The following is an 18987-nucleotide window of genomic DNA, read 5'->3' as shown; positions in this document are numbered from 1 at the left end:
CGGCCCCGCTCGCACGCCCGTTCCCAGCGGCCCCGCTACGCTTGCTGCACCCCCAGCGAACCAGCGGAGCCTCATCGTGACCTCGTCCAGCAACCGGCCGGCCAACCCCATTGACGTGGAGGACGTCCGCACGCGCGTCAACGCCGCCCTCGCCGCGTTCATGGACGACCAGTCCGCGCTGCTCGGCAAGATCTCGCCGCAGCTGGTGCCCGCCGCCGACGCCCTGCGCGACTTCCTGCTGGACGGCGGCAAGCGGCTGCGCCCGGCCTTCTGCTACTGGGGCTGGCGGGCCGCCGGCGGCGCGGCCGGGGGCGAGGGGATCGCCAACGCGGCGGCCGCGCTGGAGCTCCTGCAGGCCAGCGCGCTGGTGCACGACGACCTGATGGACCGCAGCGACACCCGCCGCGGCCTGCCCTCGATCCACCGCCGCTTCGAGGCGCTGCACCGGGACAGCGGCTGGCGCGGCGACCGCGAGCAGTACGGCGCCTCGGCCGCGGTGCTGCTCGGCGACCTGCTGCTGATCTGGTGCGACGAGCTGTTCCTGCGCTCGGGCCTGGACCCGGCCGCCGTGCTGGGCGCCAAGCCGGTGTTCGACCTGATGCGCACCGAGGTCATGCTCGGCCAGTACCTGGACGTGCTGGAGCCGGTGGCCGGCGACTCGGCCGACGAGGGCGCGCTGGAGCGGGCGCGGACCGTCCTGCACTACAAGTCGGCGAAGTACACGATCGAGCGACCGCTGCAGGTCGGCGCCCTGCTCGCCGGAGCCGGGCCGGAGCTGGTCGAGGCCCTCGGGGCGTTCGGGCTGCCGCTGGGCGAGGCCTTCCAGCTGCGGGACGACCTGCTCGGCGTCTTCGGGGACCCTGCCGTCACCGGCAAGCCCGCCGGGGACGACCTGCGCGAGGGCAAGCGCACCCTGCTGGTCGCCCACGCGATGCGCGCCCTGCCGCAGGCCGACGCCCGGCACCTGGACGCCCGGCTCGGCGCACCGGACCTGGCCGTCGAGGAGGTCGCCGGGCTGCGCGAGCTGGTCGCCCGCAGCGGCGCGCCCGAGCTGGTGGAACGCCGGATCGACGAGCTGATGGGCCAGTCGCTGGCCGCGCTGGCCGCGGCGCCGCTCGCCGACGAGCAGGCCCGTACGGTGCTGCTGGCGCTGGCCGAGGCCGCCACCGTCCGCAAGTACTGACGGCGACGGCCCCGGGAGGGCCCGGGCAGGCCCTAAACCGCGCGCACCCGGCGGGCGAGCTCGGCGGCGGCCGCCCGCGGGTCCTCCGCCGCGGTGATGGCCCGGACCACGACGATCCGGCGGGCCCCGGCGGCCAGCACCTCGTCCACGTTGCCGAGGTCGATCCCGCCGATCGCGAACCACGGCCGGTCGGTGGCCTGCTCCGCCGTGTACGAGACCAGCCCGAGGCCCGGCGCCGGGCGGCCCGGCTTGGTCGGGGTCGGCCAGACCGGGCCGGTGCAGAAGTAGTCCACGCCCGGCTCGGCGATCGCCGCGTCCACCTCGGACTCGGCGTGGCAGGAGCGCCCGATCAGCACGTCCTCGCCGAGGATCGCCCGGGCGGCCGGCACCGGGAGGTCGTCCTGGCCGAGGTGCAGCACGTCCGGCCGGGCCGCGTGGGCGACGTCGGCGCGGTCGTTGACGGACAGCAGCTTGCCGTGCCGGCGGCAGGCGTCGGCGAAGACCTCCAGGGCCGCCAGCTCCTGCTTGGCCTCCAGGCCCTTGTCGCGGAGCTGGACGATGTCCACCCCGCCGGCCAGCGCCGCGTCCAGGAACTCGGCCAGGTCGCCCTGCTCGCGGCGGGCGTCGGTGCACAGGTAGAGCCGGGCGTCGGCCAGGCGGGACCGCAGGTCGGTCATCACAGCGCCATGGCCTGGGCGCGGCGCTTGACCTCGGTCGCGCGGTTCTCCCACAGCGCCTGCACCGGGGTGCCGGGCAGCGTCGGGTCCTCGGTGAACATCCACTCGACGATCTCCTGGTCGGTGAACCCGCTGTCCCGCAGCACGGTCAGCAGGCCGACCAGGTGCTTGACCGGGCCGGTCTCGTCGATGAACGCCGCCGGGACCTGCAGCGACTTGTTCGGTCCGCGGCGGACCGCGATCAGGTCACCCTTCTTGACCATGTTGCGGACCTCGGTGACCAGCACACCCCACCGCTCGGAGATGTCGGGCAGGTACAGCCACTCGGGGACCAGGGCGTCAGTCTTGGCATCGATCTCACTCACGGCACCAGACTGCCACCTCGGCACCTCCCGGCGCTAAGCGGTGGCCCCCTTGAGCGCGACCGACGGGTCCGCCGCGAGGGTCCGGTCCAGCGGCGTCCCGCGCTCGATCAGCTTCCGCCCCTGGGTGAGGTCGCGCGGCCGGTCCACCGCGAGCAGCGCGCTCGGCACCCCGTCGCGCAGCCAGAGCACCGACCAGGCGGCGTCCCGCGGGCTGCCGCGCCACAGCAGTTCGTCGCCCTCGGCGTGCCGGCCGGCGTACTGGACCATCCGCCCGAACTGCTCGGACCAGAAGTACGGCACCGGGTCGTACGGCGCGTCCGCCCCGAGCACTGCGGCGGCCGCCGCCTCGCCCGACTGCAGAGCGTGGTCCCAGTGCTGGACGGCCAGCCGGGCGCCGGAACGGGCCGAGGGGTAGCTGACGCAGTCCCCGGCCGCGAACACCCCGGGCAGCCCGGTGCGCAGCCGCCCGTCCACCACGACCGCGCCGGAGGCGTCCAGCTCGACGCCCGAACCGGCCAGCCAGCCGGTCGCGGGGCGGGCGCCGACGCCGACCACCACCTCGTCGGCGGGCAGGTGGGAGCCGTCCGCCAGCAGCACCGCCCCGGCCTCGACGGCGGCCACGCCGACCCCGCAGCGCAGCTCGACCCCGGCCTCGGCGTACCAGGCGGCCATCGCCGAGCCGACCTCGGTCGGCAGCGCGCCCGGCAGCGGCGCCGGACCGGCCTCGACCACGGTGACCTCGCAGCCGGCCTGGCGCGCGGCGGTGGACACCTCGGCACCGATCCAGCCCGCGCCGACCAGCACCAGCCGCAGGCCGGGGCGCAGCAGCGCGCGCAGCGCCAGGGCGTCGTCCAGGGTGTGCAGCAGGTGGGCGCGCTCGGCTCCGGGCAGGGCGCGCGGGGTGGCGCCGGTGGCGATCACCAGCGAGTCGTACGGGAGGTCGCCGCCGTCGGTGTGCAGCACGCCCGGGGTCAGGCCGGTGGCCCGGCGACCGGTGAGCAGCTCGATGCCGAGCCCCGCGTAGTCGATGTCCAGGGTGGTGGCGTCGGTCTTGCCGAGCAGCACGTCCTTGGAGAGCGGCGGCCGGTCGTACGGCGCGTGCCGTTCCTCCCCGACCAGCACGATCCGCCCCCGCCAGCCGCCCTGCCGCAGCTTCAGGGCGCACTGCGCCCCGCCCAGCCCGGCTCCGACGACGACCACCTGGTCCGTTCCGTTCAGCTCTGCCACGCCCGTCACTGTACTCAGCGGTGCCACGGGCCCCGGCGGCCGTCCACTCCTCGTCGGGCCCTTCGGCCGGGCCGACCCCCGGCGTTAAGGTGGGGGCACCACACGGGAGCCCGGCGAACCGGGCTGAGAGGCGGGCTGGCACGGCCCGCGACCGTCCGAACCTGATCCGGGTCATACCGGCGAAGGGAGAAGAGCAGCTTTGTCACGCTTGCCATCGGGCAACCGCGCCGACGTGCTGGTGATCGGCGGGGGCGTCATCGGCCTCGCCGTCGCCTGGCGCGCCGCACAGCGCGGGCTGCGGAACGTGATCGTGGTCGACCCCTGCCACGGCGGGGGCGCGGCCGGGGTCGCGGCCGGGATGCTCGCCCCGGTCACCGAGCTGCAGTACGGCGAGGAGCCGCTGCTGCACCTCGGGATGGCCTCCAACCAGCGGTACGAGAGCTTCGCCGCCGAGCTCACCGAGGCCAGCGGTGGCCTCGACACCGGCTACCGCCGCTGCGGCACCATCGCCGTCGCGCTGGACTCCGACGACCGCGAGGAACTGCGCGAACTGCACGCCTTCCACCAGCGGCTGGGCCTGGACTCCAGCTGGCTGACCGGCCGGGAGGCCCGCAAGCTGGAGCCGATGCTCGCCCCCGGCGTGCGCGGCGGCCTGCACGTCGCGGACGACCACCAGGTGGATCCGCGCCGGCTGCTCACCGCCCTGGTCGCCGCCTGCGAGCGGGCCGGCGTCCTGCTGCACCGGGCCGAGGCCGTCGAGCTGCTGGTCGACGGCGACCGCGCGACCGGCGCCCGGCTGAGCACCCACGAGACCGTGACCGCCGACCGGATCGTGCTCGCCGCCGGCCCGCACAGCCACCGGCTGCCCGGCCTGCCCGAGGGCGCGCTGCCCGCCATCCGCCCGGTGAAGGGGCAGGTGCTGCGCCTCCAAATCCCGGACGCCTACCGGCCGTTCCTGTCCCGCAACGTCCGCGCGGTGGTGCGCGGCCAGCACCTGTACCTGGTGCCCCGGGAGAACGGTGAGCTGGTGGTCGGCGCGACCACCGAGGAGCAGGGCTACGACACCACCGTCACCGCCGGCGGGGTGTACGAACTCCTGCGCGACGCCCATGAGTTGGTCCCGGGCATCACCGAACTCCCGCTCGCCGAGACGGCGGCCGGACTGCGCCCGGGCTCGCCGGACAACGCCCCGCTGCTGGGCCCGACCTCGCTGCCCGGGCTGGTCGCCGCCACCGGCCACTACCGCAACGGCGTGCTGCTCACGCCGGTGACCGCCGACCTGCTCGCCGACTACCTGGCGAACGGCGAAGTCCCCGAGCTGGCAAAGCCGTTCACGCCCACCCGATTCCTCCCCGACGCCCCCACCACGAAGGCCTCCGCATGACCGAGACCAGCCCGACCGACACCGCCCCGGCCGAGATCGCCCTGAGCGTCAACGGCGAGCCCCGCCGGGTGCCCGCCGCCACCACCCTCGCCGAGCTGGTGGCCACCGTCAGCGCCGCCAACACCGGCGTCGCCGCCGCCCTCAACGAGGCCGTGGTGCCGCGCAGTTCGTGGCCCGCGACGGCGCTGAACGGCGGCGACCGGGTCGAGATCCTCACCGCCGTCCAGGGAGGCTGAACCATGGCCGACGACCTTCTGAGCATCGCCGGGACGACCTTCTCCTCCCGGCTGATCATGGGCACCGGCGGTGCGCCGAGCCTGGAGGTGCTGGAGCGCGCCCTGCTCGCCTCCGGCACCGAGTTGACCACCGTGGCCATGCGCCGGGTCGACGCCACCACCCAGGGCTCCGTCCTGGACGTGCTGACCCGCAACGGCATCCGCGTCCTGCCCAACACGGCCGGCTGCTTCACCGCCGGCGAGGCCGTGCTGACCGCCCGACTGGCCCGCGAGGCGCTCGGCACCGACTGGGTGAAGCTCGAGGTGATCGCCGACGAGCGCACCCTGCTGCCGGACCCGATCGAACTGCTGGACGCCGCCGAGACCTTGGTCGACGACGGCTTCACGGTGCTCCCGTACACCAACGACGACCCGGTGCTGGCCCGCAAGCTGGAGGACGTCGGCTGCGCGGCCATCATGCCGCTGGGCTCGCCGATCGGCTCCGGCCTGGGCATCCGCAACCCGCACAACTTCCAGCTGATCGTGGAGGGTGCCGGTGTCCCGGTGATCCTGGACGCGGGCGCCGGCACCGCCTCCGACGTCGCGCTGGCGATGGAGCTGGGCTGCTCGGCGGTGATGCTCGCCTCCGCGGTGACCCGGGCTCAGGACCCGGTGCTGATGGCCGAGGCGATGCGGCACGCCACCGAGGCGGGCCGGCTCGCCCACCGGGCCGGGCGCATCCCGCGCCGCTTCCACGCCGAGGCCTCCTCCGCGATGGCCGGCCGGGCCGACCTGGACACCCGGGAGCGGCCCGCCTTCCAGTCCGTGTAGGCCGTGTCACAAGCCGGTCCCGGAGCGGTGTCCGCCGGGACCGGCGTCCGCCCGCCCCACTAGACTCCTGCGGGTGGACAAGGCATTGCACGACCCGCTGATCGGGACCCTGCTCGACAACCGGTACCGGGTCGAGCAGCGCATCGCGACCGGCGGGATGTCCACCGTCTACAAGGGCACCGACACCCGGCTGGACCGGGTGGTCGCCCTCAAGGTGATGCATCCCCAGCTGGCCGGGGACGAGGGCTTCACCGCCCGCTTCATCCGCGAGGCCAAGGCGGTCGCCAAGCTCACCCACCCCAACGTGGTCAACGTCTTCGACCAGGGTGCGGACGGCGGAAACGTTTTCCTCGCCATGGAGTACGTGCCCGGCCGCACCCTGCGCGACCTGCTGCGCGACCGCGGCGCGCTGTCCGTCCGGGCCGCGCTGGACGTGCTGGAGCCGGTGCTCGCCGCCCTCGGCGCCGCCCACCGGGCCGGGCTGGTCCACCGGGACGTCAAGCCGGAGAACGTGCTGATCACCGAGAGCGGCCTGGTCAAGGTCGCCGACTTCGGCCTGGTCCGGGTGCTCGGCAGCGCCGACGGCGCGCCCACCTCGACCACCACCGCCACCGGCGGCACCGTCATGGGCACGGTCTCCTACCTGGCCCCCGAGCAGATCCTCCCGGACGCCCCCACCGACCAGCGGGTCGACGTCTACGCGGCCGGCATCCTGCTGTACGAGATGCTCACCGGCCGCCGCCCGCACACCGGCGACAACCCCGTCCAGGTGATGTACAAGCACCTGCACGAGGACGTCCCCGCCCCCTCGCTGACCGCCCCCACCGTCGCCCCGGCACTGGACGCCATAGTGGCCGGCGCCTGCGCCCGGGCCGTCGACGCCCGCCCGTACGACGCGGTGGAGCTGCTCGCCGCCCTCCAGCGGGTCCGCCGCACGCTCACCCCCGCCGAGCTGGACGCCGAGCCGCCGGCCTCCACCCGGCCAAGCCCGCGCTACCCGACCAGCGAGCCGACCTCGGTGATCCAGCCGCTGCCCCGGCCCGCCGACGCCCCGCCGGCGGAGCGCACCAGCGTGCTGGACCTGCCGGCGGAGCTGATGGACCAGCTGCTCGCCGAGCCCCGCCCGTACGACGAGCCCACCCCGGTCCGGGTGCGCCGGCCGCGCCGCGTCCCGCGCAAGCCGCTGATCTGGGCGGCCGCGCTGACCGCCCTGGTGCTGGCGGTCGGCGGCGCGACCTACGGCATCTCCGCGGGGCTCTACGGCTCGGTGCCGGGGGTGCTCGGCAAGGACCGCGGCGAGGCGCAGCGGATGCTGGACCAGGAGGGCATGCACGGCCGGTTCGTCGAGGCGTTCAGCGAGTCCGTCCCGGCCGGGCAGGTGATCTCCACCGACCCCGGGGTGGGCGCGCGCACCCGCAAGAGCGACTCGGTGACGATCACCGTCTCCAAGGGCCCCAAGCGGATCGCGGTGCCGGACGTCACCGGCAAGAGCGCGGACGACGCGGCCGCCGCGCTCGCCGGCGCCCAGCTGACCAGGGGCGGCGTGACCCAGACCTACAACGACACCGTGCCGGACGGTTCGGTGATCAGCAGCTCGCCGGCCGCCGGGCAGATGCTGCCGGAGAACGCCGCGGTCGCGCTGGTGGTCAGCAAGGGCATGGTGCCGGTCCCGGACGTCAGCGGGATGAGCCGGGACGACGCGCAGAGGGCGCTGCAGGCGGCGGGCTTCACCATGAAGGCCGCCACCGACTGGACGCTGGGCATGGGTAAGGTGAGCGGCCAGTCCCCGGCGGCCGGCGAGCGGCGGCCGCAGAAGACCGTGGTGACGGTCAACTTCTCGCTGTTCTAGGGGATTTCGGGGCTCAGCGGAGCGGCCCGTCGCCCGGCTCCTCCTGGTAGGAGTAGCGCTGTTCGCGCCAGGGGTCGGCCAGGTTGTGGTAGCCGCGCTCCTCCCAGAAGCCGCGCCGGTCGGCCCGCATGTACTCCACCGCGCGCACCCACTTGGGGCCCTTCCAGGCGTACAGCCCCGGGACCACCAGCCGGACCGGGAAGCCGTGCTCGGCGGTCAGCGCCTCGCCGTTGCGGTGGGTGGCCAGCAGGGTGCGCCGGTCGGCGAAGTCGGCCAGCCGCAGGTTGGCGCTGTAGCCGTACTCGGCCCAGACCATGACGTGGGTGACGCCGGGCGCCGGGGGCACCAGGTCGAGCAGGAGGGCCGCGGGCACGCCCGTCCACTCGTTGCCGAGCAGGGAGAACTTGGTGACGCAGTGCAGGTCGGCGACCACGGTGGTGCGCGGCAGGGCGTTGAAGGCCGCGAAGTCCCAGCTGTGCTTCTCCGCCGAGGCGGTGGCGCCGAACACCTGGAGGTCCCAGCTCAGCGGCTTGAAGCGGGGCACCGGCCCGTAGTGCAGGGCGGGCCAGCCGCGCTGCGCGCGCTGACCCGGGGGGAGCCTCGGGTCAGACGGCGGAAGCGGTTCTTGTTCGGACTGACCCATGGCTCCATGGTGACAGACGGCGGACGAGCCACGGCGCGCGCCCCTTAGCCCACGCTTCACGCCCTGCCCGTACGGGCCAAAGGTCGATCGCACACCCCGCGATCACCGCCCAAATCGGATATTCCGCCACATGTCCTAGTGAGTGTGAACTTACTGGAATTTCCTCCCGATACGGTGCCAGGATGCCCAGCGCAGGACTCACCGCAGGACGTAGCGCAGGGAGGCAGCACCATGCAGGGCGACCCGGAGGTCATCGAGTTCCTCAACGAGCAGCTCACGGCCGAGCTCACCGCGATCAACCAGTACTTCCTGCACGCCAAGATGCAGGAGAACTTCGGCTGGACGAAGCTCGCCAAGTACACCCGGCACGAGTCCTTCGACGAGATGAAGCACGCCGAGACGCTCACCGACCGGATCCTGTTCCTGGAGGGGCTGCCCAACTACCAGCGGCTGTTCCACGTCCGGATCGGCCAGACGGTCAAGGAGATGTTCGAGGCGGACCGCCAGATCGAGGTCGAGGCGATCGACCGGCTCAAGCGCGGGATCGTGGTGATGCGGGCCAAGAACGACGTCACCTCGGCGAACATCTTCGAGGACATCCTGGCCGACGAGGAGCACCACATCGACTACCTCGACACCCAGCTGGAACTCCTGGACAAGCTCGGCGAGGCGCTCTACCTCGCCCAGCAGATCGAGCAGCCGGAGTCCTAGCCGAACGCCTCCCGGCTCAGGCCACCGCAGCGCTCAGGCCACCCGCAGCGGGACCACCGGCGCGATCGGGCCCGCCGGTGCCGTCGGGACCGGCTTCGGGGCGGCCGGCGCGGGAACGTCCTGGACCTCCGGGTCGGCGAGGCCGAGCTTCGCGGCCAGCCGGGCGGTCGGGCAGGGCCGGGCGCCGTGCTCGCCGAGCAGCGCCTGGATCCGGCGGACGCAGGACCCGCAGTCCGTGCCGGCCTTGCAGCCCTTGGCTATCTGGCGCGGAGTGCCGGCACCCCCGTCGATCGCCTTCTTCACCTGGTCCTCGGTGACCGCATGGCACATGCAAACGTACATCGCGGTCTCTCCCGGGGTGAAGCGCACGGAGTGGATCTTGACTAAGGCTTGCCTTAGTTCACTAAGCCTCACCTTACCTGGCGATCCGGGCACGAAAAAGCCCCTCCGGGCTCGGGAATCCCGAATCCGGAGGGACCTTCGTCACAGTCACTCGCCCGCTCGCCCGCCCCGAGCCGAAGGGTCGGGGCGGGAGGCCGGTGGATCACTGGCCCCGGTACATCTCCGCCACCAGGAACGCCAGGTCCAGCGACTGGCTGCGGTTGAGCCGCGGGTCGCAGGCCGTCTCGTAGCGCTGGTGAAGGTCGTCGACCAGCACCTCGTCGCCGCCGCCGACGCACTCGGTGACGTCGTCGCCGGTCAGCTCCACGTGGATGCCGCCCGGGTGGGTGCCGAGCGCGCGGTGGACCTCGAAGAAGCCCTTGACCTCGTCCAGCACGTCGTCGAAGCGGCGGGTCTTGTGACCGCTGGAGGCCTCGAAGGTGTTGCCGTGCATCGGGTCGCAGATCCACACCGGCTGGGCGCCGGAGGCGGTGACCTTCTCCACCAGGGTGGGCAGGTGGTCGCGGATCTTGCCCGCGCCCATCCGGGTGATGAAGGTCAGACGACCGGGCTCGCGCTCCGGGTCCAGCTTCTCGATCAGGGTGAGCGCCTCGTCCACCGAGGTGGTCGGGCCCAGCTTGACCCCGATCGGGTTGCGGATCTTGGAGGCGAACTCGATGTGCGCGTGGTCCAGCTGCCGGGTGCGCTCACCGATCCACACCATGTGGCCGGAGACGTCGTACAGGTCGCCGGTGCGCGAGTCCACGCGGGTCAGCGCGGTCTCGTAGTCGAGGATCAGCGCCTCGTGCGAGGAGAAGAACTCGACGGTCTTGAACTCCTCCGGCGCCACGCCACAGGCGTTCATGAACGCCAGGGCGTTGTCGATCTCCCGGGCGAGCTGCTCGTAGCGCTGGCCGGCCGGCGAGTTGCGCACGAAGTCCTGGTTCCAGGCGTGCACCTGGCGCAGGTCGGCGTAACCACCGGTGGTGAAGGCACGCACCAGGTTCAGCGTCGCGGCGGAGGCGTTGTACATCCGCTTCAGGCGCTCCGGGTCCGGGATCCGGGACTCGGGGGTGAACTCGAAACCGTTCACCGAGTCGCCTCGGTAGACCGGCAGGGTCACGCCGTCCCGGGTCTCGGTCGACTTCGAGCGCGGCTTGGAGTACTGGCCGGCGATCCGGCCGACCTTCACGACCGGCACCGAGGCGGCGTACGTCAGCACGGCCGCCATCTGCAGCAGGGTCTTCAGCTTGTTGCGGATGTGCTCCGCCGACACGCCGTCGAAGGCCTCGGCGCAGTCGCCGCCCTGCAGGAGGAACGCCTCCCCACGCGCCACGGCACCGAGCCGGGCGCGCAGCTGGTCACACTCGCCGGCGAAGACGAGGGGCGGATAGGAGGAGAGCTCGGCAAGGGTCTTGCGCAGAGCCTCTTGGTCCGGCCATTCAGGCTGCTGCGCCGCGGGCAGGGACTGCCAGGTGTGGAGGTTCGTCACGGTCACACGGCAAGGCTACGGGGTGACGCAGGTGATCCGTGACCATTGCCCGAGTGGTGAGACACCTTCCGGACACATTCCGCGTCGGGGCTCACCCGCCCGGCCGCATCGGCTACGCTCGACCCATGCACGCGCCCCACACCCACTGCTGGTGGTGGGCCTCCCCCACGGGTGGCCCACAGATCGCGCGTTCCTAGACGAACACGACGGCCGCCCCTCGGGGCGGCCGTCGTGCGTCCGAGCAGGACGGCCCTCCGGGAGCGGAACCACCACCGCCTCGCCCTCCACCCCGGAAGGAAGCCGTACTCGTGACCACCCCCGCCGAGCTGCTCGCCCGCCTCAGCGCCCCCGGCGCCCCCGCCTTCGCGCTGCTGCACCGCCGCACCCCCCGGCACGCCCCGGACACCGTCGAGGTGCTGCTGGGCACCGTCGACAGCTACCAGTACCTCGCCGACCTGCCGGTCCGGGCCGGCGTCCCGGCCGACGGCCCGGTCCACGACCTGCTCGCGCTGGTTCCCTACCGGCAGATCCGCGAGCGCGGCTTCGAGGCCCACGACGACGGCACCCCGCTGCAGGCCCTCGCGGTGACCGAGCAGTACGCCCTGCCGCTGGCCGAGTTCACCGCCGCGCTGCCGCAGCTGCCGGTCACCCTGTCCGGCGGGGAGTTCGACGTGGACGACGAGGCGTACGCGGCCATCGTCCGCCGGGTCATCGAGGACGAGATCGGCAACGGCGAGGGCGCCAACTTCGTGATCCGGCGCGACTTCCACGCCACCTTGGAGGCCTTCGGCCCCGAACTCGCGCTCACCCTGTTCCGCCGGCTGCTGGACCAGGAACGCGGCGCGTACTGGACCTTCCTGGTGCACACCGGCGAGAGGGTCCTGGTCGGCGCCTCGCCCGAGGTGCACGTCCGGCAGAGCGGCGGCACGGTCGTGATGAACCCGATCTCCGGCACCTACCGCTACCCGGCCGGCGGCTCCGACCTCGACTCGCTGCTCCGGTTCCTCCACGACCCCAAGGAGCTGGAGGAGCTGACCATGGTGGTCGACGAGGAGCTGAAGATGATGTGCACCGTCGGCGACCTCGGCGGCCAGGTGCTCGGCCCCCGGCTCAAGGAGATGTCCCACCTCGCCCACACCGAGTACGAGCTGCGCGGACGCACCTCGATGGACGTCCGCGAGGTGCTGCGCGAGACGATGTTCGCCGCCACCGTCACCGGCAGCCCGGTGCAGAACGCCACCCGGGTGATCCGGCGCTACGAGCCCGGCGGGCGCGGCTACTACTCCGGCGCGCTCGCCCTGATCGGGCGCTCGGCGAGCGGCGGGCAGCTGCTGGACTCGCCGATCTGCATCCGCACCGCCGACATCGACCCGGCCACCGGACGGCTGGTCGTCCGGGTCGGCGCCACACTGGTGCGCCACTCCGTCCCGGAGTCCGAGGTCGCCGAGACCCACGCCAAGGCCGCCGGGGTGCTCACCGCGATCGGCGCCCGGCCCGCACCCGCCCGGCTCCCCCACCCCGGCGGGCCCCGGCTCGCCGACGACCACCGGGTGCAGACCGCGCTGGACGCCCGCCGGGCCGACCTCGCCCCGTTCTGGCTGCGGATGCAGACGCCCTCCCGGGCCACCCAGGCCGAGCCGACCCTGGTGGTGGACGGCGAGGACACCTTCACCTCGATGCTCAGCCACCTGCTGACCTCGCTCGGTCACCGGGTCACCGTGGTCCGGTTCGACCGGCCGGGCCTGCGCGAGCTGGTCGCGGCGCACCACGGCCCGCTGGTGCTCGGCCCCGGCCCGGGCGACCCGGCGCTCGCCGACGACCCCAAGATGGCGGTGCTGCGACCGGTCGTCGCGGACGCCCTGGCCGCCGTCCGCTCCGGCGCCCGGACCGCCCCGCTGCTCGCGGTCTGCCTCAGCCACCAGCTGCTCTCCGCCGAACTCGGGCTCGCGCTGGGCCGCAAGGCCGTCCCGTACCAGGGCGCGCAGGAGCGCATCGACCTCTTCGGCACCAAGCGGACGGTCGGCTTCTACAACACCTTCACCGCGCGCTGCTCGGACGCCGACGCGGCCCGGCTCGCCACCGCGGGCGTCGAGGTCGCCCGGGACACCGCCACCGGCGACGTCCACGCCCTGCGCGGCCCCGGCTTCGCGGGCCTGCAGTTCCACCCCGAGTCGGTGCTCACCCGGGACGGCGTGGACATCGTCGCCGCGCTGCTGCGAGAGGCAACAGCGGTACGGGGCTGAAGAGTTGACGGGCCCGGGCGGCAACCGCCCGGGCCCCGCTCACAGTTCCTCGTCCAGCCCCTGCTCGATCGCGTACCGGACCAGCTCCACCCGGTTGTGCAACTGCAGCTTGCCCAGCGTGTTCTGCACGTGGTTCTGCACCGTCCGGTGCGACAGCACCAGCCGGTCGGCGATCTGCCGGTACGACAGGCCCTTGGCCACCAGCCGCAGCACCTCGGTCTCCCGGGCGGTCAGCTGCGGGACGGCCGGCGCCGAGGCCTGGGCCGGCTCCGCGGCCAGTCGGCGGAACTCGCCGAGCACCAGTCCGGCCAGGCCCGGGGTGAACACCGCGTCGCCGACGGCCGTACGGCGCACCGCGTCCAGCAGTTCCTCCCGCCCGGCCGACTTCACCAGGTACCCGGTCGCGCCGGACTTCACCGCCTCCAGCACGTCCTGGTGCTCGCCGCTGGCCGACAGCACCAGCACCCGCACCGCCGGGTCGTGCGCGACCACCTGGCGGCACACCTCGGCGCCGGGCAGCCCGGGCAGGTTGAGGTCCAGCACGACGACCTGCGGCGAGCAGGCCCGGGCGCGGCGCACCGCCTCCTCGCCGTCGCCCGCGGTGGCCACCACGTCCAGACCGGCCTCGGCGAGGTCGCGCGAGACCGCGTCCCGCCACATCGGGTGGTCGTCCACCACCATCACCCGCACCGGCCGGTCGGTGGCCGGCTGATCGGTCGCCGGCTGATCGGTCATTCGCTGGTCAGTCATCGGGAGGCCTTCCTCGGGACGCGCAGTTCGACCTCGACGCCCTCCCCGGGCGCCGAGTACAGCTCGGCCGTGCCGCCGAGGTCCAGCACCCGTCCGCGGATGGACTGGGAGACGCCCAGCCGTCCGGCCCGCTCCGCCTCGCCGAGCCGCCCCGGCGCGAAGCCCGGGCCGTCGTCGCGGATGCTGACCGTGACGGCCTCCGGCTCGTCCTCCACCAGGATCCAGGCCCGGGCCCCCTCCCCGGCGTGCCGGCGGACGTTGTCGACGGCCGCGCCGACCGCCGCGGCCAGCTCGCCCGCCGCCGGGCCCGGCAGCAGCACCGGGGTGCCCGGGGCGGAGAGCGTGATCCGCTCGTCGGCGTACGGGCGCAGCAGCGCGGTGAGGTCGCGCGGCGCGGCGGGGTCGGGCGCTTCGGCGGGCCCGGCCTCCGGCAGCCGCTGCGCCGGGAGCGGGCCGCCGGTCATCAGGGCCCGCAGCGCGCGTTCCTGTTCACCGGCGAGGCGGCCCAGTTCGGCGAAGTCCGCACCGCCGCCGCTGCCGGTGCCGTCGCCCAGCTCCGCGCCCCGGCGCTGGACCAGGGCCAGCACCTGGAGCACGCCGTCGTGGATGTCCCGGGAGAGCCGTTCGCGCTCCCGGGTGGCCGCTTCGACCTGCAGCGCCCGGGTCAGCGTGGCCTCACTGGCGCGGGCCAGCTCGATCACGTAGCCGATCGCGCAGCCGGCCACCAGCAGCAGCACGATGTTGTGGATGTTGTCGCCGGTGGGCCCGCCGTGGCCGAGGATGTTGGCCACCCCGATCACCGCGCCGGACGCCGCCGCCGGGCGCCAGCCGCCCTTGGCGGCGAAGCCGAGCACCGTACCGGCGGCCCAGATGGTGGGCAGGGTGGGCGCGCCGTGGCTGATCCGGCCCGGGGCGTCGGTCATCCCGCTCAGCACGATGCCGGTGACCGCCAGGGTGAGGTCGAAGCCGAGGACGTACCAGGTGCAGCGCTGCGGGTTGGCGAAGGCCCGGGTGCTGGCGAGCGTCCAGAGGATCAGCGCGCCGAAGTAGATCCAGCCGGCGACCGGGTGCAGGAAGTGCAGGTAGGAGTTGAAGTAGCGCAGCAGCGCGTAGCCGAGGGCCAGCACCCGGAAGTAGGAGATGGCCTTCCACAGCGGGAGCTCGACGGACATGCCGCCGGCTGCCAGCGTTCCGCCGACCGCACCGCCCGTTCTCGCGCCCTCCGCCATGCCCCGGCCCCTCCCCTGGACCCACCCGGGTCGGTCAGGCCGACCCGGTCCCCTTCTGTTCCTGCTGGCCCTGCTGCTCGGCGTCGCCCGCCTTCTCCGCCTTCTCCGCCTTGGCGGCCTCGGCGGCCTTCTCGGCCTCGGCGGCTTCCGCCTTCTCCGCCTTGGCGGCGGCCCGGCGCTCGGCGTCGGCCTTCTTCTTCTCGTCGGCGATCTGCCGCTTGGCGGCGGTCGCGTAGATGTCCACGTACTCCTGGCCGGAGAGCCGCATGATCTCGTACATCACCTCGTCCGTCACCGAACGGAGGATGAAGCGGTCGTTCTCCATGCCGTGGTAGCGGGAGAAGTCCAGCGGGCGGCCGATCCGGATGCCCGGGCGGATCCCGAAGTTCGGGATCACCTGGCCGGGCGGCTGCACCTTCTCGGTGTCGATCATGGCGACCGGGATGACCGGCGCGCCGGTGGCCAGCGCGACGCGGGCCAGGCCGCCGACCTTGCCGCGGTAGAGCTTGCCGTCGGGCGAGCGGGTGCCCTCGGGGTAGACGCCGAACAGCTCGCCGCGGTCCAACACCGCGATGGCGCTGCGGATCGCGGCCTCGCCGGCGCCGCGCACGCCCGAGCGGTCCACCGGCAGCTGGCCGACGCCCTTGAAGAAGGCCGCCGTCAGCCGGCCCTTGAGGCCGGGGGTGTTGAAGTACTCGGCCTTCGCGATGAAGGTCACCCGGCGTTTGATCAGCGCGGGGAAGAAGAACGAGTCCGAGAAGGACAGGTGGTTGCTCGCGATGATCGCCGCACCCTCGGTGGGGATGTTCTCCTCACCCTCGATCCACGGCCGGAAGAAGATCCGAAGCAGTGGCGCGACGATCATCTTCATCAGTCGGTAGAACAACCCGGGCCTCCTGTTATGCGGACCGGTCGATCCTAATGCCCCGCGGACGTCCGCTGTGCCCGGGCCCGCCGTAGGGGGTGTACGTCCCCGCTCGGGGCGTGGGACGATGCGGATTCCCGCAGCTCCCCTCCCAGCGTTCCCTCCCCCAGCGCCACCCGCCCGCGAAGGAGTCCGCCATGCCGCTGCTGCCCGGTGCCGAACCGTACCGCCACCGCGGCGGACCGGTCGGGGTCCTGCTCTGCCACGGCTTCACCGGGTCACCGCAGTCGCTGCGGCCGTGGGCCGAGGAGCTGGCGGCGGCCGGATTCACCGTCTCGCTGCCGTTGCTGCCGGGGCACGGCACCCGTTGGCAGGACATGCAGGTCACCCGGTGGGAGGACTGGTACGCGGAGGTCGAGCGCGAACTGCTGACGCTCGCCGAGGAGTGCGAGCAGGTCTTCGTCTGCGCGCTGTCGATGGGCGGCGCGCTGGCGCTGCGGCTGGCCGCACTGCACGGCCCGAAGGTGTCCGGGCTGGTGCTGGTCAACCCGTCGGTGCGCTCGGACAACCCCGCGGGCGTGCTGCTCCCGGTGCTCCGGCACCTCGTCCCGAGCATTCCGGGGATCGTGAACGACATCCACAAGCCGGGCGCCCGGGAACTCGGCTACGACCGGACGCCGCTGCACGCCGCCTGGTCGCTGAGCCGGCTGTGGCAGGAGGTCCAGCGGCGACTGCCCGAGGTCACCCAGCCCGTGCTGCTGTTCCGGAGTCCGCAGGACCACGTCGTCTCGTCGGCCAACTCGGAACTGGTGCTGGCCCGGATATCCTCGACCGACGTGACGGAGCGGCTGTGCCAGCGCAGCTTCCACGTCGCGACGCTGGACCACGACGCGGCGGAAATATTCGCGGCGAGCCAGGACTTCATCCGACGGCTGGCTCCCGCGCACGCGGCGGGTGCCGACAGGGCCGAATCCGACGATCACCATGGCTGAAGGGCCGGAAGTGCACGAGAGCAGCACGGCGGGCAGCGGGGACGAGAAGCCCCGCGAGGACGGCGCGCGGACGGACGGAGCGCCGACGGACGCCACCGCCCAGGGGGACGCCGCCGTCGAGGGGAACCCGACCGTTCCGGGGAACGCCACCGTCCACGGGGACGGCACCGTCCAGGGCGGTGCGGCGGCCAGCGGCCCGGGAGCCGACGGCGCCGCACCCACCGGGGACGCCCCCGAGGCGGACGCCCCCGCGCCGGTGGATTCCCGCCCGCGCCGCAGCGCCCCCGAGCGCACCCAGGCCGAGCAGGACGCGATCTTCGCCGCCCTGGTCGCCCAGTTCGACGACCCGGTCGACCTCACCAACCCCAACTGGCCGGAGATCGAGAACCTCCGGGCGCAGAACGAGCTCAAGGGCGGCTTCAAGGACGGCGTCGGCCCCACGGCCGGCCAGGGTGATCCGGACGACCTCTCCGACCTCGCCCCGCAGCCCCGCTCCCGCTCCGGCCGCCCCGTGCTCCCGGCCGCCGGCTCCGGCCCGCGCGACTTCGAGCTGGCCGAGGAGACCGACGAGGGCCACTACGTCCCGCCGGAGCCCCCGCCGCTGCCGCCCGCCGACGTGACCGCCAAGTTCGCCTGGCTGGCGGTGCTCGGCGGCCCGGCCCTGCTGCTGATCGACGCGGTGGTGTGGCGGGAGATCTCCGGCTGGCCCGCCTGGGTGGGGGTCACCGCCTTCCTCGGCGGCTTCGTCACCCTGGTCGCCCGGATGAAGGACCGCGACGAGGACGAGCCGGAGGACCCGGACCACGGCGCGGTGGTCTAGCTAGCCTGCCGGGAACTCCACCACCGCGAGCACCGGCAGGTGGTCGGCCGCGGCCCGCAGGTCGGCCTCGGTGACACCGGGCAGCCCGTGCGGCACCCCGCAGCCGATGACGGTGATCCCGGGCGTGGCGAAGACGGCGTCGATCCGCTGATAGGGGTTCTCGGGTACGGACGTGAACTCGCCGCCCCAGGGCGCGGTCGGGTAGCCGTCCCACATCCGCGAGGCCAGCAGCTGCCACCCCGGCCCGTCCGGGTGCTCGTTGAAGTCCCCTGCCACGATGCCCTGTTCGGCGATCGCGAGCTGCTCGAGCAACAGCTCGAACTGCCCGTACCGCTCCTCGGCGTCCAGGCTGAGGTGGCAGCTGGTGACGGTGAACGGCGCGGCGCCCGGCACCCGCAGCAGCGCGGTGGCGAAGCCGCGCGCGTGCAGACCGCGGGTCTTGGGCAGTAGCCGGTCGTACACGCCCAACACCTCCACCGCGCCGGGCCGGCCGAGCAGCAGCGGCCCCGCGGCGGTCCGACCGCCCCCGGCCAGCACGACCGTCCCGGTGCTCCGGGCCAGCCAGGCGGCCTGCCCCTCGGGGCGCCAGTAGCGCGGCGACTCCTGGACGCACACCAGGTCGGGCGCGCAGGCCCGGATCACCCGCACCAGCGCCCGCCGGTCGTCGCGCAGCGAGCGGATGTTGTAGCTGAGCAGGCGCAACCTGCGCGGGCCGCCCGGCGGCGGAGCGATGGGCGCGGTGGTCAAGTGGCGGTCCTCCCCTGTGCGGTGTCCCTGGGGAGGACGGTAGTGCGACGGCGGCGGCGCGTCCGGGATTGGTCGGGGCCCGGTCGCACCGCCGCCGGCGGGCTCTGCTCCCCCTGAGCCGCATCTCGGCGGCGAAGGGGTCCCCCCCTGAGCCGCATCTCAGCGGCGAAGGGGGCTCCCCCCTGAGCCAAAGGGGCGCGCCGGTGCCGAAAGGAAGGAGGGCCAAGCTCCCGACGAAGGAGGGAGTGCAGTGGCCGACGACCGTCGGCACCGGGCACGAACGCCCCGGCGGCGAAGGGGGCTCCCCCCTGAGCCAAAGGGGCGCGCCGGTGCCGAAAGGAAGGAGGGCCAAGCTCCCGACGAAGGAGGGAGTGCAGTGGCCG

Annotated in this window: 19 protein-coding genes and 1 riboswitch; of the genes, 9 read left to right on the top strand and 10 right to left on the bottom strand. The window is 73.7% G+C overall.

Features of this window, described 5'->3' with window-relative positions:
* Nucleotides 1-76 precede the first annotated feature (76 nt).
* Nucleotides 77-1183: a polyprenyl synthetase family protein gene (locus ACWCYO_RS19205; protein ID WP_270147484.1), complete on the top strand. Its 1107-nt coding sequence runs from the start codon at nt 77-79 to the stop codon at nt 1181-1183.
* Nucleotides 1184-1215: 32 nt separating this feature from the next.
* Here ACWCYO_RS19205 and thiE read toward each other — a convergent pair whose 3' ends face one another.
* The 3 genes from thiE to ACWCYO_RS19190 are packed head-to-tail and all read right to left on the bottom strand — an operon-like array spanning nt 1216 to nt 3461.
* On the bottom strand, nt 1216-1860 hold the full coding sequence (thiE, locus tag ACWCYO_RS19200; RefSeq protein ID WP_270147483.1) for a thiamine phosphate synthase: 645 nt from the start codon (nt 1858-1860) through the stop codon (nt 1216-1218).
* Complete coding sequence (locus ACWCYO_RS19195) at nt 1860-2225, bottom strand: Rv2175c family DNA-binding protein (protein WP_270147482.1); 366 nt, start codon at nt 2223-2225, stop codon at nt 1860-1862. Before ACWCYO_RS19195 ends, thiE begins: the two co-directional genes overlap by 1 nt.
* 33 nt (nt 2226-2258) lie before the next feature.
* Nucleotides 2259-3461 (bottom strand): NAD(P)/FAD-dependent oxidoreductase, encoded by a 1203-nt coding sequence (locus ACWCYO_RS19190; protein WP_449784852.1) that lies wholly within the window; start codon nt 3459-3461, stop codon nt 2259-2261.
* An 83-nt stretch (nt 3462-3544) separates the two neighbouring features.
* Nucleotides 3545-3657, top strand: a riboswitch (TPP riboswitch).
* On the opposite strand from ACWCYO_RS19190, the gene thiO reads away from it, so the two are divergent.
* From thiO to pknB, 4 genes are all read left to right on the top strand, one after another.
* Nucleotides 3652-4836 carry a glycine oxidase ThiO gene (gene thiO / locus ACWCYO_RS19185; RefSeq protein WP_449784851.1) on the top strand — a complete coding sequence of 395 codons (1185 nt, stop codon included), beginning with the start codon at nt 3652-3654 and terminating at the stop codon, nt 4834-4836. (Overlaps the previous riboswitch by 6 nt.)
* Nucleotides 4833-5072 carry a sulfur carrier protein ThiS gene (gene thiS / locus ACWCYO_RS19180; protein ID WP_449784850.1) on the top strand — a complete coding sequence of 80 codons (240 nt, stop codon included), beginning with the start codon at nt 4833-4835 and terminating at the stop codon, nt 5070-5072. Before thiO ends, thiS begins: the two co-directional genes overlap by 4 nt.
* A gap of 3 nt (nt 5073-5075) precedes the next feature.
* On the top strand, nt 5076-5882 hold the full coding sequence (locus ACWCYO_RS19175; protein WP_449784849.1) for a thiazole synthase: 807 nt from the start codon (nt 5076-5078) through the stop codon (nt 5880-5882).
* A 73-nt stretch (nt 5883-5955) separates the two neighbouring features.
* Entirely contained in the window at nt 5956-7731 is a 1776-nt protein-coding gene (gene pknB / locus ACWCYO_RS19170) for a Stk1 family PASTA domain-containing Ser/Thr kinase (protein ID WP_270147473.1), read from the top strand.
* A 13-nt stretch (nt 7732-7744) separates the two neighbouring features.
* Here the strand turns inward: pknB and ACWCYO_RS19165 are convergent, their stop codons facing one another.
* On the bottom strand, nt 7745-8374 hold the full coding sequence (locus tag ACWCYO_RS19165; protein ID WP_270147471.1) for a molybdopterin-dependent oxidoreductase: 630 nt from the start codon (nt 8372-8374) through the stop codon (nt 7745-7747).
* Nucleotides 8375-8605: 231 nt separating this feature from the next.
* On the opposite strand from ACWCYO_RS19165, the gene bfr reads away from it, so the two are divergent.
* Nucleotides 8606-9085 carry a bacterioferritin gene (bfr, locus tag ACWCYO_RS19160; protein WP_270147470.1) on the top strand — a complete coding sequence of 160 codons (480 nt, stop codon included), beginning with the start codon at nt 8606-8608 and terminating at the stop codon, nt 9083-9085.
* Nucleotides 9086-9118: 33 nt separating this feature from the next.
* Here the strand turns inward: bfr and ACWCYO_RS19155 are convergent, their stop codons facing one another.
* Together ACWCYO_RS19155 and ACWCYO_RS19150 are read right to left on the bottom strand one after the other, a co-directional pair.
* The gene (locus ACWCYO_RS19155; RefSeq protein ID WP_405000718.1) at nt 9119-9454 is read right to left on the bottom strand and encodes a (2Fe-2S)-binding protein; all 336 of its coding nucleotides are present in this window, start codon (nt 9452-9454) and stop codon (nt 9119-9121) included.
* Nucleotides 9455-9629: 175 nt separating this feature from the next.
* Nucleotides 9630-10964: a class II 3-deoxy-7-phosphoheptulonate synthase gene (locus ACWCYO_RS19150; RefSeq protein ID WP_270147468.1), complete on the bottom strand. Its 1335-nt coding sequence runs from the start codon at nt 10962-10964 to the stop codon at nt 9630-9632.
* A 302-nt stretch (nt 10965-11266) separates the two neighbouring features.
* On the opposite strand from ACWCYO_RS19150, the gene ACWCYO_RS19145 reads away from it, so the two are divergent.
* Complete coding sequence (locus ACWCYO_RS19145) at nt 11267-13201, top strand: anthranilate synthase family protein (RefSeq protein WP_270147467.1); 1935 nt, start codon at nt 11267-11269, stop codon at nt 13199-13201.
* Between the two features lie 39 nt (nt 13202-13240).
* On the opposite strand, the gene ACWCYO_RS19140 is transcribed toward ACWCYO_RS19145, so the two are convergent.
* Genes ACWCYO_RS19140 through ACWCYO_RS19130 form a run of 3 tightly spaced genes read right to left on the bottom strand, consistent with a single transcriptional unit; the run spans nt 13241 to nt 16051 of the window.
* Complete coding sequence (locus ACWCYO_RS19140) at nt 13241-13951, bottom strand: response regulator (RefSeq protein ID WP_405000717.1); 711 nt, start codon at nt 13949-13951, stop codon at nt 13241-13243.
* Nucleotides 13948-15180 carry a MacS family sensor histidine kinase gene (macS, locus tag ACWCYO_RS19135; RefSeq protein WP_449784848.1) on the bottom strand — a complete coding sequence of 411 codons (1233 nt, stop codon included), beginning with the start codon at nt 15178-15180 and terminating at the stop codon, nt 13948-13950. Before macS ends, ACWCYO_RS19140 begins: the two co-directional genes overlap by 4 nt.
* A 34-nt stretch (nt 15181-15214) precedes the next feature.
* Nucleotides 15215-16051 carry a lysophospholipid acyltransferase family protein gene (locus tag ACWCYO_RS19130; RefSeq protein ID WP_270151294.1) on the bottom strand — a complete coding sequence of 279 codons (837 nt, stop codon included), beginning with the start codon at nt 16049-16051 and terminating at the stop codon, nt 15215-15217.
* Nucleotides 16052-16242: 191 nt separating this feature from the next.
* Between ACWCYO_RS19130 and ACWCYO_RS19125 the strand changes: the two genes are divergently transcribed.
* Nucleotides 16243-17037 carry an alpha/beta hydrolase gene (locus ACWCYO_RS19125; protein WP_270147462.1) on the top strand — a complete coding sequence of 265 codons (795 nt, stop codon included), beginning with the start codon at nt 16243-16245 and terminating at the stop codon, nt 17035-17037.
* Between the two features lie 10 nt (nt 17038-17047).
* On the top strand, nt 17048-17857 hold the full coding sequence (locus ACWCYO_RS19120; RefSeq protein ID WP_270147461.1) for a hypothetical protein: 810 nt from the start codon (nt 17048-17050) through the stop codon (nt 17855-17857).
* On the opposite strand, the gene ACWCYO_RS19115 is transcribed toward ACWCYO_RS19120, so the two are convergent.
* Nucleotides 17858-18604, bottom strand: coding sequence for an endonuclease/exonuclease/phosphatase family protein (locus ACWCYO_RS19115; protein WP_449784847.1), 747 nt, complete (start codon nt 18602-18604; stop codon nt 17858-17860). It abuts the gene before it with no gap.
* Between the last annotated feature and the right edge of the window lie 383 nt (nt 18605-18987).

It is taken from the genome of Kitasatospora sp. NPDC001683 (assembly GCF_053596495.1).
The sequence above is the reverse complement of the archived record's forward strand: the minus strand, read 5'-3'. Positions and strand labels throughout refer to the sequence as shown.